The following is a 16,674-nucleotide window of genomic DNA, read 5'->3' on the forward strand; positions in this document are numbered from 1 at the left end:
AGAGAAGGTAACGCTACGATGGATTACACCAAACTCATTAAAGAAGTGGGGCGTGGAAAAAATCATGCCCGTGATTTGGACCGTGAGCAGTCGCTTGCGTTGTACCGCGAAATTCTGGCCGGTGAAGTGCCGGATTTACAGCTGGGTGCGTTGCTGATTGCGTTTCGTATCAAAGGCGAAGCAGAAGAAGAGATGCTCGGTTTTTATGCCGCAATGGAAGAGCGCGTTATGCGCCTGCAGGCGCCGGAAAATCGTCCGCTGCCGGTGGTCATCCCGACCTATAACGGCGCACGCAAACAGGTGAATCTGACGCCGTTGCTGGCGATGCTGCTCAGCCGTCTGGGTTTGCCTGTGGTCGTGCATGGCGTGGATGAAGATCCCACCCGCATCACCAGCGCGGAGATTTTCCGAGCATCAGGTATCGATGCTGCCCAAAACCAGCAACAGGCTCAGCAGCAACTTGATGCCGGAAACGGCCCGGTCTTTGTGCCGGTTTCTGTCATGTGCGCACCCATCGAAAAACAACTGGCGCTGCGCTGGCAGATGGGCGTGCGTAACAGCAGCCATACGCTGGCGAAGCTCATCACGCCCTTTATCGGGCAGGATGCGTTGCGTTTATCCAGCGTGTCTCACCCCGAGTATATTCAGCGCGTCTCCTCATTTTTCCGCCAGATTGACGGTCGCGCATTGCTGACGCAAGGAACGGAAGGCGAAGTGTATGCGAACCCGTCACGCTTCCCGCAGACGCACTTTATCGCCGGTGGTGAACTGAGTGTGCTGGCAGAAAAAGAAGAGATTTTTGCCGCGGATGTACCTGCTACCAAAGACGTCGACACTACCGTGAACTACATTCAGGAATGCCTGAAGGGGGAACGCGCTGTTCCGCAGGCGATCCTCACGCAAATGGCGTGTTGTCTGGTGGCAGCAGAGGTTTGTGCCGATATGGCCGAAGCGAAAATGATTGTGGATCAGATTTTTTAAAAGCTGGGAATGAGCTCAGTTAGCTCCTCCCCTTCGCAGGGGAGGGAGCTTAAAAAGCCATATTTATCATCGAGAAATTCACTCCATATAGCTGTCTCATCTCCCCAAAATCTCCCTTACCCTGTTCAAAAGTGTGGTTAAAGGCTAAAATAAAGGAACTACGAAATCTATTTACTGATTTTATTCGTTTTTTTATAAATTTTTATGGAGATTTAAATATGGAAACGTTGCCAGCTTGCCCGACGTGTCAGTCCGAATTCACCTGGCAGGACGGTGAAATGCTTAACTGTCCTGAATGTGGACATGTCTGGTCAATGAGCGGTGAAAACAGCGCGGAAGATGACGTGCTGAAAGTGGTCGATGCCAACGGTAATCTGCTGGCGGATGGCGATTCTGTCACCGTAATCAAAGACCTGAAAGTAAAAGGCAGTTCTTCGATGCTGAAAATCGGGACCAAAGTGAAGGGTATCCGTCTGGTCGAAGGCGATCACAATATCGACTGCAAAATTGACGGTTTTGGTCAGATGAAACTCAAATCCGAGTTCGTGAAGAAAAACTGATTTCCGCACAATCCTGCCTGACATTCAAAAGCGGTTTTGCCATATCGACATAACCGCTTTGCGAACATACACTCAATGTAAAATCTCTTTAACATTCAGCAGAGAAGATTACATGAAACAGGCTCAGGACTATTTTAACGCCCTCAATCGCGATTACCTCAAAGTACATCAGGACAAGGAAAACTTGTTCTGGCAAAACTACATGGGCACCGGTGATGAAAATGTCTCCGACGCTTTCTCCGCTGCCGAAACTGCCTACAAACGTTTTATCGCTCAACCTTCCCGTCCGCAGGAAATTCGTGACGTTATCGCCAGTCTGGAAAAACACAGTGCCAGCGACGAGCGTGATGCGTTGCTGCACGGTCTGCGCGGCTGGCTGAATTTCTTCGACTGTAATGTGATTGAAGACCCCAAAGCCCAAGCGCTGATGGATGAAATCATTCAGGCCGAATCCGTGCTGTTTGGTAAACGTAAGCAGTACCGCATGACGCACATCAACAGCAAAGGTGAGCGCGTTAATGCCTCTCTCGGCGAACTGCTGACTAATCAGGCCAATAACGAAAATGAAGCCTACCGCCGCAGTTCTCAGAATGCGTTGCGCGACCTGGAAGACTGGTTGCTGCACAACGGCTTACCTGAGCTGATCGGCCTGCGTAACCGCTTTGCCCGCCAGCTCGGTTACCGCAACTATTTCGACTATAAAGTGAATAAAACCGAGCGTATGTCGCCGGAACAGTTATTCGCTATCCTCGACCGGTTCGAAGAGCGAACCCGCGAAAGTAACACACGCAGTCTCAATGAACTGGTAGCACGCGAAGGTGATGCTGCACTGCTGCCGTGGAATATTCGTTTCGCCAGCGCCGGTGACGTCACCCGTCAGCTCGATCCTTACTTCCCGTTTGCCGATTCCCTGCGTCGCTGGATTGACAGCTTTAAACGCCTGAATATCGGTTTTAACGGCGCAGAAATGCAGCTGGATTTGCTGGTCCGTGAAGGCAAATACGAGAACGGGTTTATGCACGGGCCGGTGCCGCCGTTCTATGACAACGGCAAATGGGTGCCTGCGGTGATTAACTTCACCAGTCTGGCAAAACCGGATCAGACTGGCAGCGGCGCGACTGGCCTGAACACGTTGTTCCATGAAGGAGGACATGCGGCGCATTTCGCCAATATCCGTCAGAATGCACCGTGCTTCTCACAGGAGTTCCCGCCGACGTCGATGGCGTATGCCGAAACGCAGTCCATGTTCTGCGACAGCCTGCTCGAAGACGCTGACTGGCTGAAACGTTACGCGAAAAATACCGCCGGTGAGCCGGTGCCGGACGAACTGATCCGCGCCAGTATCGAGGCCCGTCAGCCGATGCGTTCGTTCAATGAGCGCCACATTCTGCTGGTGCCGTATTTCGAGTGGCAGCTTTATCAGTGGCCGGATGAAAAACGCACACCGGAAGCCATGATCGCGCTGGCGCGTGACGTAGAAACGCATATTCTCGGCGTGACAGGCAGTCCGCGTCCGACGCTTGCCATTCCGCATTTGCTTTCCATGGAATCCGCCTGTTCTTATCAGGGCTATTTGCTGGCGATGATGGCCGTGGAACAGACCCGTGCCTTCTTCCTGAAACGTGATGGCTATCTGACCGACAATCCGGCTATCGGCCCGGATCTGGCAAAGCATTACTGGACGCCGGGCAACAGCGTCAGCCACGACGATACGCTGCGCAGCCTGACCGGCGAGGGATTCAATCCCGATTATCTGGCGCAGGCCTGTAATCAGACGGTGGATGCGGCGTGGCAGGATGCGCAGCAGACCATTGAACGGGCATCAAAACGTGAGCAGCCCGAAGCAGATTTCGACCTGAATGTGCATATTCGCGTAGTGGATGGGGCGTTGATTTTGGCAGACAGCGGCGACGGTGATGATGCAATGTGCCAGGATTTCGCGGATTTTGTTGAGCAGAACTACGGTAAAAAATAACCACGGAAGAAAATAGTTACAGCAGCAATACTCCCCTTAATAAAAAGCCACCGGCAGTGTGAACTGCGCGGTGGTTTTTTTTCAGGGTGAGGAGCTGAACTCAGCGCGCATCCGGGCGGATAAGATCAAATCGCTGATCTTCAGAGATGCCGTAGTAAGCGGAAGGACCACCGGCGCGCAGGACGGGTTCGGCAAGCGCAGTCTGATAAATGCCATCCACCAGCAGATGCGGCGCGATATGCACGGCAACCACTTCACCCAGCACCAGCCAGGTATCGATATCGCCACCGGCGGCGGTTTTCAGCTGAATACACTGCGTCAGTTTGCACTCAAAATTCACCGGGCTTTCCAGCACGCGATCGGCAGCGACCCGTGTTCCGGGTAGCGGCGTCAGACCGGCGAAATCAAACTCATCTGCACCATGTTCCAGCGAGGCCGAACTTTCATTCATTTTTACCGCCAGCGGTCGGGTCGTCAGATTCCAGACAAATTCGCCGGTTTCCACGATATTCGCCACGCTGTCTTTCCAGCCGCTGCTGGCAAAACCAATGATCGGCGGACGGTAATTGAAACAGTTGAAGAAGCTGTAAGGGGCCAGATTGCGCTGTCCGGCGGCATTACGCGAGGAAATCCAGCCTATCGGGCGCGGGCCGACAATAGCGTTCAGCGGGTCGTGCGGCAGGCCGTGGCCTTTGTCCGGTTCGTAATAGTAGCGATCATCAGTGCTCATGATTTTCCTCAGCAAATAATTCATAAAGGCTATGATTTGTACATTACCCGATTTAATCAGGTATTGACCGTATTTATGTGCCCGCATCAGCCCGGATGCATCCGGCAGGCGGCGGCACTTTGTGGTATCTTGTGCGCCATTCATGAATATCTAACGCCCCATCGCATGTTTTATGCGTCGCGCACACCTTTCGGAGAGTCAATCAGGTGGAAAAAAAGAAAGTCTTCCCTCAGGAAAAAAGCGGTCTTCACCCGCGAAATCGTCATCGCAGCCGCTATGATTTTCCGGCCCTGATTGCCAGCAGCCCGGAACTGGCACCGTTTGTTGTCGAAAATAAATGGGGCGATTTGTCCGTTGATTTCGCCAACGCTCAGGCAGTTAAAGCCCTGAACCGTGCCTTGCTGCGCGATTGCTATCAGATTGAAAACTGGGATATTCCGGCCGACTATCTGTGCCCGCCAATTCCGGGGCGTGCAGATTATATTCACCATCTGGCTGATTTACTGGCTGGCAGCAACAACGGCAAGATCCCGCAGGGCAAAGATATTTCCGTGCTGGATATTGGTGTTGGCGCGAACTGTATTTATCCGATTATTGGTCTGCGTGAATATGGCTGGCGCTTTACTGCCAGTGAGATTGATGCGGTTTCTATGGCTGCGGCCAAGAAAATTGTCGCGACCAACCCGCTGCTGACCAATCAGGTGCGTTTCCGTTTACAGGCAAAACCGCAGCGTATTCTCGACACCATTATCCGTCATGACGAGCGTTATGACGCGGTGCTGTGTAATCCGCCATTCCATGCTTCGGCGGCAGATGCGGCGTCTGGCAGTCAGCGTAAACGTCAGAACCTTGGTCTGGATCGTCGTGCCGGTACCGCAGAGCTGAACTTTGGTGGTCAGCATAACGAATTGTGGTGTGAAGGCGGCGAAGAGGCGTTTGTGGTCCGCATGGCGGAAGAGAGCGCCGGTAAAGCGCAGAACTGTTTCTGGTATACGGTGCTGGTTTCTAAAAAAACGACATTGCCATTACTGTATGATGCGCTGCGCGAAGAGGGTGCGACAGATGTCCGCACTGTCGAAATGGTTCACGGTAACAAGATCAGCCGTTTTGTTGCCTGGACATTCCTGACCCCTTCACAGCAAAAAAGCTGGGCAATCAAACGCTGGTCAGTTTAATCACGATGTAAATTGCCCTGATTTCAGCCTGTTCATCTGAGGGTAAACAGGCTGCAAAAATACTCCCGCGTCCCCCTTTCTTTTTCAGCGGAATAAATTATGCTTAATTCACTATAAGAAAGTTGATTAATTAACAGAGTAATGATTTTGCAGGTGACTTATATTTTCACCGCATAATGTTTTGACTGCCTGAGCAATCATCCTGCCACCCACCCAGGGGCCAGACTATTTCTCGCTGTTTATTAGTGACCTTACTAATACTCTGCGGGAATTAGCACGTGTTTATTTTCAATTAATGGCGATTGCACATTAATTCACGTTATCAGCCACAGGGTGTCTGTCCTATGCAATTATTTTCTCATCAGTTTACTACGGCATGGCGTGATAAATTCGCGGCTATTCAGCAGGCTGTTCCGATGATCGCTTTCTCTCCGGAAGGCGTGGTGCTTGAGGTCAACGATCTGTTTCTTAGCAGCATGGGATACAACAGGGATGAGGTGATGGGTCAGCCTCACCGGATTTTCTGTACCCAGGAGTTTGTTGCCAGCGATGCATATCGTTTGCACTGGGAAGCATTACGGCAGGGAAAGTCGGTCAGCGGAAATATTAAACGCGTACAGAAAAACGGGAACTTAATCTGGCTGGAAGCTACTTATGTGCCTGTTAAAAATAAACAAGGTAAAGTCACTGAAATAATTAAAATTGCCAGTGACGTCTCCGAAAGAATTAATGAATCTCACGAACACCAGGGAATTCTTCAGGCGCTGGAACGTTCAATGGCGCTGATCACCTTTACACCCGACGGTCGCGTGATTTCTGCAAACAATAACTTCCTGAAAGTCATGGGTTATTCTCTGCAACAAATTAAAGGCCATCCCCATTCGATGTTTTGTCTGCCGCAATACCGCGATTCGCACGATTACCGCAACCACTGGCAACGTCTCAGAAACGGCGAGTTTATTCTTGGGCGTTTCGAGCGTATCAATGGCCGTGGTCAGGCAATCTGGCTGGAGGCGAGTTACAACCCGGTCATCGACGACGATGGCAAAGTGGTGAAAATTGTCAAAATAGCCCAGGACATTACCAGCCAGATGGCGCAGCAACGTCAGCAGGAAAGCATGATGACGCACGTGCATGAGCTTTCCCTGACCACCGATAAAACGGCGGCTGAAGGTGTCACCATCGTGCAGAAAGCAGTGGAAGATATGCAGGAAGTGGAAGCGCTGGCGCGCAGGACCTCTGAGATCATCGGGCAACTGGGACAAACCTCCGAACGTATTGGCGAAATGGTGGACACCATCCGCCGGATTTCCTCGCAGACCAATTTGCTGGCCATCAACGCGACTATCGAAGCAGCACATGCCGGCGAACAGGGCAGGGGATTCGCCGTGGTCGCCGGAGAAGTCCGCTCGCTGGCCGATCAGTCCCGCAAAGCCGCTGTCGAAATTGACCAGCTTACGCAAAGCATCCGCGATGGTGTGATGGCAGCCATTGATGGCATGGGGAACTGTGTTAACCGCGCAGGCGGCGGCGTGGCACTGAGCCGCAATGCAGGCGATGTGATCAATCAGGTCAATCTGGGTATGCAGGATCTGGTACGGATGATGGCGGAGTTTTCCGTTATCACGGGGGATCAGGGGCAGACGAGGCATTAGTTGCAGGAGGCCGCAGCAACGGGGCGGCCAATGGATAAGTAAAATTCACTCGCCGTCAGGGCTGAATTGTGAAAATTTCGGTTTTTACACTCACCGTGAAAGTTGGATTGAGTAAATTTCGGTTTCTCACGTGCTGTGATCACTCAACGCGCTGCGCCGAAACCGCCCAAGAGAGGGAAGTGCTTCCCCTCTCTTGGATCTCTCCCCGCTTTTTTACTCCGCGCTATCGCTGGCTGGCTATGTTCCAGTTATCACAGCGACAGGCGCGAAATCTTGCCGCTTCGCGGTGCCTTCTCTCGGTCTTCGAGCCATAGGTCTCGAAGCCGCTCCGTTCAGCAAGTTTTCTGAAAGCGCCCTTGGGCAAAGAACCTGTCTCTGATGTAACTCCATGTAACGACTTAAATTTACTCTGAATCAAGTTCTCAACTTCATCATTTCGCAATTGGCACGCGGTAAGTCATTACGGTATGATCACTTCGTTGCGGCTCATCCGCAGTTGGGAGTTGCGGCCCAGATTACTGGAGGTAAAGAACGTTCAACGAGATCGTTTCGTCACTTTGTTCTCTGGCATGGAAGTATCCAATGAAAACCTACACTGACTGGCATCAGGCCGACATTATTGCCGCACTGCGTAAGCAAGGAACAACGCTTGCCGCCGTTTCACGCGCAGCGGGTTTGTCCTCCTCGACTCTTTCCAATGCATTGTCACGTTCATGGCCGAAAGGCGAAATGCTGATTGCTTCTGCACTTAATGTTTCACCTGCACAAATCTGGCCGAGTCGTTATTTTGATGCGCATGGCCAACTCATCAGCAAGACATTAAGAAATCTCCACGACAAATCAAGAGAATAGTTTTTTGAATTTGTCGAATGGCGCGCTCAAAAATGGCAATCCACATCTTTAAAAGATGGAAAACAGTCTTCTTTTGAATTTAAGATCGTGCGGGCGATTCAGAAATCTTGCTGAACGGAGCGGCCTGAAGACCTATGGCTTCAGGACCGAGAGAAGGCACCGCGCAGCGGCAAGATTTCCAGCCTGTCACTGCGACACCTGAAACATAGCCAGCGAGCGTTAGCGCGTGTTGAAAAAGCGAGGGGAGTTCAGAGGGGAAAAGCCTTTCCCCTCTGGTCGGTTTCGGCGCAGCGCGTTAAGTGATCGCTGCGCTTAAAAAACCGAAATATTCTCGATCAAGCCCCCACGGCGAGTGAGGAAACCGAAATTTTCACAATTCAGCCCTAACCGGTAAGGTGCCCCCACCGCCAGCTTCATCTTTATATATCTGCACTGCCTGTCTCGGCATCACCATGCCCGCTTTCTCGAAGTGAATTTTCACCAGTCTGTCCAGCGCGTATTGCACCGTCCATTGCTCCAGCGCTCTGGTGCGTACCAGCACGCGGATGGTGAAGAACTGATCGCCTAATCCCACGACGCCCTGGAAGGTCGGTTCGCCGAGCAGCAGTGGTTTGATTTTCTCATCCTGCTGCAACTCTTCCACCGCCTGACGCAGTACGTCATTGGCTTTATCCACGTCTTCATCGCGGCTGACGTTATAGCTGGCACGGTACACGCCGAACTCGCGCTCGTAGTTGGAAAGGGTGGTTATCGAAGAATAAGGCACGATGTGGAACACGCCGTAAATGTCGCGCAGGCCAATCGAGCGGATAGTCATGCTTTCGACCGTGCCGGTGATCCCCATCACGGTAACGTATTCGCCGGTGTTCATGCCGTTTTCAAACTGGATGAAAATCCCGGTGATGACGTCTTTGACCAGCGTCTGGGCACCGAAGCTGACCGCCAGACCCAGCGCACCGGCACCGGCGAGCAGAGGCGCAATATTCAGCCCGATTTGCGAGAGCATGATCATCACGGTGATCGTACAAATCACAATGGCGAGTACGTTGCGGAACAGCGTCAGCAATGTCCGCTCGCGGGCACTTGGCCGTGCGCCGTTACTCAGTTCCTGCCCCAGACGATGCTCAATCATGCTGGCAAGCAGCGTCCAGCCGACAATCGCGAAGCACAGGATAAACAGGATATGGCCCAGCCCGCTGATGACCTTCTCGCCATTTTCGGTCATGAACCATTTATTGAGATTGAAGATGTGCCAGGCATCGAGCAGGAACAAAGTCACGCTGAGCACGACCAGTACGCGAATGATTTTCAGACCTGCCGGAATGTACGAGTTGATGCGTTTTTGCAACAACGGATAGCGGCGGTTCACATCGTCAGGCAGGGTAATGCGGCGGCTGATCCAGCGGGAGAGCAGGCCTGAAATCAGGGCGCCGAGCGCAATCACCACCAGACTTTTCACCGTTGCGGTCATCATAAACCGCAGGCTGCCGGCAAAATCAAACTGTGACAGGAAAAACAGCACCACGAAATAACTCACCGCCAGCAGATGCCAGACATGTCCGAGCGCACGCAGGATCACGCTGAAAAATGCCATCGAGCGTTCAGCCAGCAGATTGAATTCGCGGTGGATAGTGCGCCGGTTATGCAGGATCAGCCAGCTGGCATAGACCGTCAGCCCCAGCATCACCACAAAATTGACCACGGCGGCGGTGGTGTAATTGATTTGCGTCGCCACTACCGGCACGCCGACCATCAGCGCATAACCAATCAGACCACTGACCCAGGCCAGGCGGGTATTCCAGTATCTGGCGGTCATGTCAGTCAGCGGGAAGGGGCGAAGATAGCTGAAGCCGGGGGCAAAAATCAGTCGCAATACGGCTTTGAAAAATTCAATGACCGCAAAGGCGCTGAGGAATAAGGCCTGCTGACGCGCAATCAGTGCGCTGCCACCGTTCATATATTGCGTGAACAGATTTCCGGCGGCGACGGTCAGCAGCAAAATAACTAAATCGATGACGAACGCACCCAGAATACTGGCGGGCAACTGATACCAGTGCGCCTGTTTCAGCCGCGCGTTATTTCCCCAGCGCCCAAGGCGCACATACAGCGGACCCACCAGTTTGCGGATCAGATGAAACAGCGCAAAGGTCACGGCAACGGTGAGCAGGAAATAACCCAGCGCCGCAAAAAAACGGTCAGCGCGAAAGCTGTGCTGCGGGCCGGAATCGATAGTCTCTTTGAGTTTTTCTACGCGCTGTCTGAACTGCGCGACGGTACCTTGCGTGGTATCGACCAGTTCGTCGATCAGGGAAAGCTGTTCAGGCTTGGGTTCGTTCTTTTCAGCGGCAGGCGCTGGCGTTTCACTTTTTGCCGCTTCACGCAGATGCGCGACCAGCTGCGCACGGGCTTTATCATCCTGAAGAATATCGGCCAGTGCGGTGTAGGAGGCTTTTTGCTGATCGGCACCGGCAGGTTGTTCTGCCGCGTGACTGAAGGCGCTGAACAGGGCCAGCATGATGAACAGCAAGATGGAATATACGTTTGTCTGGATGCGGTGAGCCAACGGAGTCCTGTCGTTATGCGGCATTGTTCCTCTCTCAAAAATAGCAATTAATCGGCGTAAAGCTGCCTAAGGGTAAAGCATAAGTGGCCGTATTGTAGATAATTTGTGGCAAAACGTTGTGGGGGGACGTGCCATAAGGGAATGATCGGCAGATGGAGTGTGTTGAAACTCACGGGCGATTCAGAAATCTTGCTGAACGGAGCGGCCTGAAGACCAAAGGCTTCAGGACCGAGAGAAGGCATCGCGTAGCGGCAAGATTTCCAGCCTGTCACGGTGGTAACTGGAACATAGCCAGCAAGCGAAAGCGCGGAGTAAAAAGGCGAGGGGGAATCCAAAAGGGGAAAAGCACTTTCCCCTTTTGGGCGGTTTCGGCGCAGCGCGTTAAGCGATCACCGCACTTGAGAAACCGAAATAATTCCGGTCAGAGTTAAAAGCCGCTCTTGCCGCGGCCTTTGGCATCAGGAAACGTGTTGCAGGAACTCGCGCAGACGTTCGCTTGGCGGGTTGTTCACCAGGTCAGACGGTTTACCGTCTTCGGCGATACGACCTTTGTCGATGAAGATCAGGCGCGAAGCCACTTTTTCGGCAAAGCCGACTTCGTGGGTCACGATAACCATCGTCATGCCTTCTTCTGCCAGTTGCTTCATCACCGTCAGCACTTCATGACGCAGTTCAGGATCCAGCGCAGAGGTGGGCTCATCAAACAGCATCAGTTTGGGTTTAACGGCCAGCGCACGGGCGATGGCCACGCGTTGCTGCTGTCCACCGGAAAGCTCTGACGGATAGTGATTACCGCGCTCGGAAAGACCGACTTTCGCCAGCAGCTCTTTCGCCAGTTTATTGGCTTCATCTTTCGACGCACCACGCACACGGATCGGGCCAAACGCCACGTTTTCCAGTGCGGTCATGTGCGGGAACAGATAAAACTGCTGGAACACCATGCCCGCTTCCTGACGGATCAGACGTTCATCGACTTTCGGGTCATTCACTTTCAGGCCATCAACAATCAGCTCGCCGGAGGTAATTTCTTCCAGTTTGTTGATGCAACGCAGCAGTGTGGATTTACCGGAGCCGGATGGCCCGATGATAACCACGACTTCACCCTGAGAAATGTTCAGATCGATGTCGTGGAGCACCTGGGTTTTACCAAAGTGTTTTGAGACGTTCTTGAATTCAATCATATAATTTTCAGTTTGCGTTCTAAGCGGCGCAGAACAAAGCTCAGAGCCAGCGTGATGATCAGATAGATAACAGCAACCGCACTCCAGATTTCCATGGCGCGGAAGTTGCCGGCGATGATTTCCTGACCCTGACGGGTCAGTTCGGCGACACCGATAACGATAAACAGCGAGGTATCTTTGATGCTGACGATCCACTGGTTACCCAGCGGTGGCAACATGCGGCGCAACGCCAGCGGCATGATGATATAACGCAGCGTCGCACGGCGCGAAAGACCCAGCGCCAGACCCGCTTCACGGAAACCGTTGTGAATCGACAACACCGCGCCACGCGTAATTTCAGCGATATAAGCACCGGAGTTGATGATGATTGTTACCACCGCCGCGCTGAACGGGTCGATACGCAGATCGGGAACCATCATCGGCAGTGCGAAATAAATGAACATTACCTGTACGACGATAGGCGTACCGCGAATGAGCTCGATAAAGACCAGTGCGATGTTGCTGCTAAACCAGCCACCAAACGCGCGGGCAAAACCCGCAATCACACCAATAATCAGACCGCCAACCAGACCGAGGACCGAAATCCACAGGGTCATTTTAGCGCCTTCGAGCAGGATAGGCAGAGCGGGCCAAATTACGCTCCAGTCAAACTGCATGGATTATCTCCTGGTAAAACAACAAACTGCGCCTGTGCAGATATGCCTCTGACAGGCGCTTCTTATCAAGTGCTCTTTCTTAATAAAGGAACGACTTAAATTGAAAACGGCTTATTTAGGTTCGGTATCGAACCATTTTTTGTAGATTGCTGCGTAAGTACCATTCTCTTTGATGGTTTTCAGCGCGGCGTTGGCTTTCTCACGCAGGTCACTGCCTTGCGGGAATGCGATACCGTATTGCTGGCCAGCCAGTGAATCGCCGACCGCTTTGAACTGACCTTTACCGGCAGTTTTGATGAAGTACAGGATGTTCGGCGTGTCATGCATTACCGCATCAGCACGGCCAGTGCCCAGTTCCATGTAAGCGCTGTCGATGTTCGGGAACTGACGCAGATCTTTGGTCTGCACGTTGGCTTTCATGTAATCAACGGAGCTGGTGCCGCTTTTCACTGCAACCGTTTTACCTTTCAGGTCAGCAACGCTTTTGATGGCGTCGTTATTGCTCTTAACCATTACCATCAGGCCGCTGTTGTAATAACCATCAGAGAAGTCGATGGCTTTTTTACGTTCCGGGGTGATGGTGATACCGGCCAGTGCCAGGTCGATGTTGTGTGTTTGCAGGGCAGGAATGATGCCGCCGAAATCCATTGGTTTCAGTTCATAAGAGACTTTCATCTCTTTGGCGACCGCGTCCCAGAGGTCAATGTCGAAGCCGACGTACTTGTCGCCTTGTTTGAATTCAAACGGTACAAACGCAGTGTCGGTAGCTACGATCAGTTTTTTGTCTGCTGCGTGGGAGCTAACGGCAAAGGCCAGAGTCAACGCGGCCAGGGAAACTTTTAACAGTGACTTCATCAGTGAATTTCCTTTGTACATATTATGGGAACGGCATGGAGTTACGGCGCTTTAATGCAAAATTTATGCCAGAATTTATGCAAGACTTTATGCATATTAGAATTCAATAAGTTATCGCGCTGCTGAACCGATCAAGCGGCATTTTAATGTTCACAGGCACCATTTTGGTGCATTGTTACATATTGAAATGTTCTCTGATGGTGCATGGCGTCATCATTAACCAGATGTTGTATTTTAAACAATCATTAATTAACAACTGTGCTGCGCAAATGATAACTTGCTCTAACTTTATTAGAACCTGAGCAAAACCAGTGCTCAGTTTTGAAGCAGATGTTACGGAGAGAATAAGGAAATTCTGGCCGAAAGAGGGTGGGGTTGAACCAAAATGGTGCAATGGGTCATAAGGGAAAGTGCTAACGCAACTGACTGTCTTTGCTGCCGCGACGATTGTATCCGGCATGATCCTGCTGTTTTTTGTCTATCTCCGCCTGGCATTTCACACAATATTGCACACCCTGAAGTGCTTCCCGGCGTGCCTGAGGAATAGGTTCACCGCATTCCTTACAATAATGCGCACTTTCGCCGTGGCCGAGCGACTGACGTGCACGTTCAACCGCGTCGTTCACTGTTGAATCAATCTGATCTTGTACCGCGCCATCCTGTGCCCATCCGCTTGCCATAATTTCCTCCACGAAACATTAATTTAAAACACACATTTGAAACATTAATTTACGGCTAAATTTCTATTGGTTAATAATAGGCTGCTTATAGTGCTAATTCACTATGATTAATCGTGCTAGCTAAGTGTAAATGGTTATAAAACATGGGGTTGATAATTTTTATTTGTCAAAACGAAATAGCGAAATGTCACAAATTCCTAAGACGAGTCCGATACAGTTTGTGTTATTTCGTGCCCTATGTTAAAAAAACGCGTGAATTGAATGAATGTGTTTCGGTTATCAATAACCCATGTGAATCTGTTTCAATTTTCGCGTGTTTGTAACTTCAAATTTTGCTCGCGAGCCTCTGCATTGCTCAGGTTTTCGCTGTTCTCATTCAATTCCCTCCAGCTGCCAGGCAGCGTCGACCGGCCAGACCAGGAAATGGAATTCGTCTCCGCGCATTTACTTGATCGGCTAACCAAAATAAATAACCACTCTTATAGTGTAGTCGCTGAGTGAGTTTTATCCCGGACAGGGTATTCAGGGTATTAAAGTGGCAGATAATCAGGTAGTTGGAAGCTCGGGTCTTGCACCTCTACAGCCCGGTCTGATTGATTCGGTGCGCAGTACGCTTTCTGAACAGGCTGACGCCTTACATCGTCTCTCTTCACACCTCGACAGCGTTCAGTACCAGCAAGCGCTGAAGCTGATGGTGGAATGCAAAGGCCACGTGATCCTCTCCGGAATGGGCAAGTCCGGACATGTCGGACGCAAAATTTCTGCGACGCTGGCTTCAACCGGAACCCCCAGTTTCTTTATTCATCCTGCAGAAGCCTTCCACGGCGATCTGGGGATGATTACGCCGTACGACCTGCTGATCCTGATTTCAGCCAGCGGGGAAACCGACGAAATTCTTAAGCTTATTCCTTCATTACGTCAGTTTGGTAACCGCATTATTGCGATCACCAATCGCTGCGAATCAACGCTGGCTAAACACGCTGATGCCACGCTTGAACTGATGATGGAGAGCGAAAGCTGCCCGAATAATCTGGCACCGACGACATCGACCACGCTGACTATGGCGATCGGCGATGCGCTGGCGGTGGCGCTTATCCACCAGCGTAAATTCCTGCCGACGGATTTCGCCCGTTACCATCCTGGCGGCTCACTGGGACGTCGTTTGCTGACCCGCGTTTCCGACGTGATGCAGGCAAATGTGCCGACCATTAGTGAAGACACTGAGTTCCGTCAGGTTATCTCGGCGATCACCTGTGGTTGTCAGGGCATGGTGGCGGTGAATGATGCGCAGAACCAGCTGGCCGGCATCATTACCGATGGCGATTTACGTCGTTATATGGAAAAGAATGCGCAGCTCGACAGCGCCTGTGCCAGAGACATGATGACCCGTTCGCCGCTGACCTTACCGGCTGACATGATGATTACGGATGCTGAAATGCTGATGCAAAAGCACCGCGTTTCAGTGCTGCTGGTGACGGATAAAGAAAAGAACGTCGCAGGACTGGTTCGTATCTTCGACTGACGATAAAGCACGATTAAACACTTTGCGCACCGTGATCCTTACGCGAGGGAAATGAGGTTTTCACGGTACTTTTAATAAAGCACGACACTAAAAACGTGCTGTTTGTCATGATGATAATAAATGTTTATTGAAAAATTGAAGTCCGCATGGCCGGGGGAACACATTGCCCGGGTTCGTCGATCTCCTCATTTTAATATGGCCACGCTGAACCGCAATTTGGGCAAAATTGTGATCGGTCTGCCGATGGCGTTGCTGATCATCTATCTGGTGATCTTCAGCCGTCCGCGCTATCTCAGCGAATCAACCGTCGCGATCAAAAGTTCTAACGATATCAGCGGTTCCAGCCTGAACGTTGGCCTGCTGCTGGGCGCCGGAAATCCCGGCACCGCTCAGGACGCCATGTATTTAAAAGAATACATCAACTCGCCTGACATGCTGGCTGTGCTGGATAAGCAACTCGATTTCCGTTCCGTTTTCGGTAAAAGCGGTCTGGATTTTCTGTATCACCTGCCAAAAGATGCGAGCAGTGAGCAGTTCCTGAATTACTACCGCGACCGCATTGCCGTCACGTATGACGATAAATCCGGCATGCTGACCATCGGCACGCAGGGCTTTACCCCGGAATTTGCCGAGAAGTTTAACCAGGCGGTTCTCAAAGAATCCGAACGTTTCATCAACGAAATCACGCATAAGATTGCCCGTGACCAGCAGGCTTTTGCTGAAAACGAAATGCGTGAAGCCCGCGCCCGTCTGGATGAAAGTAAAACCCAGCTGCTGGCGTATCAGAACCACAACAATATTCTCGATCCGCAGGCTCAGGCGATTGCAGCGACCACGCTGGTGAATACGCTGATGGGGCAAAAAATCCAGATGGAAGCGGAACTGCGCAACCTGCTGACCTACCTGCGTGAAGATGCGCCGCAGGTGATCAGTGCTCAGAACGCCATTACTTCTCTGGGCAAGCAGATCGATCAGGAAAAAAGCAAAATCACCGCGCCGGACGGCCATCAGCTGAACAGCATGGCGGTGGATTTCGAAAGCATAAAATCGAAAGTCGAGTTTGATACCGAACTCTACAAACTCACGCTGGCATCGGTTGAGAAAACCCGTGTTGAAGCGGCACGAAAACTGAAAGTGCTCTCGGTGATCAGCTCACCGCAGCTCCCGCAAGAAACCACGTTCCCGAATATCCCTTATATGATCGCCAGCTGGCTGCTGGTGTGCTGCCTGTTATTCGGAACGATTAAATTATTGCTGGCCGTTATCGATGACCATAAAGATTGATGTGG

14 protein-coding genes are annotated in these 16,674 nt (G+C 51.6%); 8 read left to right on the top strand and 6 right to left on the bottom strand.

Annotated features, from left to right (window positions below):
• The first annotated feature begins 18 nt into the window (after positions 1 to 18).
• The 3 genes from ybiB to J1778_RS22035 all read left to right on the top strand — a co-directional run bounded on the left by ybiB (position 19) and on the right by J1778_RS22035 (position 3,516).
• Positions 19 to 981, top strand: coding sequence for a DNA-binding protein YbiB (gene ybiB, locus J1778_RS22025; RefSeq protein ID WP_217174978.1), 963 nt, complete (start codon positions 19 to 21; stop codon positions 979 to 981).
• Positions 982 to 1,199: 218 nt separating this feature from the next.
• Entirely contained in the window at positions 1,200 to 1,541 is a 342-nt protein-coding gene (locus J1778_RS22030) for a zinc ribbon domain-containing protein YjdM (protein WP_112287762.1), read from the top strand.
• Between the two features lie 112 nt (positions 1,542 to 1,653).
• Entirely contained in the window at positions 1,654 to 3,516 is a 1,863-nt protein-coding gene (locus J1778_RS22035) for a M3 family metallopeptidase (RefSeq protein ID WP_217174979.1), read from the top strand.
• Positions 3,517 to 3,616: 100 nt separating this feature from the next.
• Here the strand turns inward: J1778_RS22035 and J1778_RS22040 are convergent, their stop codons facing one another.
• Positions 3,617 to 4,246: a flavin reductase family protein gene (locus tag J1778_RS22040; RefSeq protein WP_217174980.1), complete on the bottom strand. Its 630-nt coding sequence runs from the start codon at positions 4,244 to 4,246 to the stop codon at positions 3,617 to 3,619.
• Between the two features lie 206 nt (positions 4,247 to 4,452).
• Here J1778_RS22040 and rlmF point away from each other — a divergent pair, with 206 nt between their 5' ends.
• The 3 genes from rlmF to J1778_RS22055 all read left to right on the top strand — a co-directional run bounded on the left by rlmF (position 4,453) and on the right by J1778_RS22055 (position 7,928).
• Positions 4,453 to 5,421, top strand: a complete 969-nt coding sequence (gene rlmF, locus J1778_RS22045; RefSeq protein WP_217174981.1) for a 23S rRNA (adenine(1618)-N(6))-methyltransferase RlmF — start codon at positions 4,453 to 4,455, stop codon at positions 5,419 to 5,421.
• A 344-nt stretch (positions 5,422 to 5,765) separates the two neighbouring features.
• Positions 5,766 to 7,076, top strand: coding sequence for a methyl-accepting chemotaxis protein (locus J1778_RS22050; protein ID WP_217174982.1), 1,311 nt, complete (start codon positions 5,766 to 5,768; stop codon positions 7,074 to 7,076).
• Between the two features lie 582 nt (positions 7,077 to 7,658).
• Positions 7,659 to 7,928, top strand: a complete 270-nt coding sequence (locus J1778_RS22055; RefSeq protein ID WP_217174983.1) for a helix-turn-helix domain-containing protein — start codon at positions 7,659 to 7,661, stop codon at positions 7,926 to 7,928.
• A 370-nt stretch (positions 7,929 to 8,298) separates the two neighbouring features.
• Here J1778_RS22055 and ybiO read toward each other — a convergent pair whose 3' ends face one another.
• From ybiO to J1778_RS22080, 5 genes are all read right to left on the bottom strand, one after another.
• Positions 8,299 to 10,491 (bottom strand): mechanosensitive channel protein, encoded by a 2,193-nt coding sequence (gene ybiO / locus J1778_RS22060; protein ID WP_420804096.1) that lies wholly within the window; start codon positions 10,489 to 10,491, stop codon positions 8,299 to 8,301.
• A 458-nt stretch (positions 10,492 to 10,949) separates the two neighbouring features.
• Positions 10,950 to 11,672, bottom strand: coding sequence for a glutamine ABC transporter ATP-binding protein GlnQ (gene glnQ / locus J1778_RS22065; protein WP_217174985.1), 723 nt, complete (start codon positions 11,670 to 11,672; stop codon positions 10,950 to 10,952).
• Positions 11,669 to 12,328: a glutamine ABC transporter permease GlnP gene (glnP, locus tag J1778_RS22070; RefSeq protein WP_217174986.1), complete on the bottom strand. Its 660-nt coding sequence runs from the start codon at positions 12,326 to 12,328 to the stop codon at positions 11,669 to 11,671. The genes glnQ and glnP overlap by 4 nt, the downstream gene beginning before the upstream one ends.
• A 111-nt stretch (positions 12,329 to 12,439) precedes the next feature.
• Entirely contained in the window at positions 12,440 to 13,183 is a 744-nt protein-coding gene (gene glnH / locus J1778_RS22075) for a glutamine ABC transporter substrate-binding protein GlnH (RefSeq protein WP_013574683.1), read from the bottom strand.
• 413 nt (positions 13,184 to 13,596) lie between these two features.
• A complete protein-coding gene (locus tag J1778_RS22080) occupies positions 13,597 to 13,863 on the bottom strand; it encodes a DksA/TraR family C4-type zinc finger protein (RefSeq protein WP_217174987.1) in 267 nt (88 codons plus the stop codon).
• A gap of 535 nt (positions 13,864 to 14,398) precedes the next feature.
• On the opposite strand from J1778_RS22080, the gene J1778_RS22085 reads away from it, so the two are divergent.
• Both J1778_RS22085 and J1778_RS22090 read left to right on the top strand, forming a co-directional pair.
• Positions 14,399 to 15,385, top strand: coding sequence for a KpsF/GutQ family sugar-phosphate isomerase (locus J1778_RS22085; RefSeq protein ID WP_217174988.1), 987 nt, complete (start codon positions 14,399 to 14,401; stop codon positions 15,383 to 15,385).
• A 195-nt stretch (positions 15,386 to 15,580) separates the two neighbouring features.
• Complete coding sequence (locus J1778_RS22090) at positions 15,581 to 16,669, top strand: capsule biosynthesis protein (protein WP_217175356.1); 1,089 nt, start codon at positions 15,581 to 15,583, stop codon at positions 16,667 to 16,669.
• Positions 16,670 to 16,674 lie beyond the last annotated feature (5 nt).

It is taken from the genome of Rahnella bonaserana (genome assembly GCF_019049675.1).
In the GTDB taxonomy this organism is placed as follows: Bacteria; Pseudomonadota; Gammaproteobacteria; order Enterobacterales; family Enterobacteriaceae; genus Rahnella; species Rahnella bonaserana.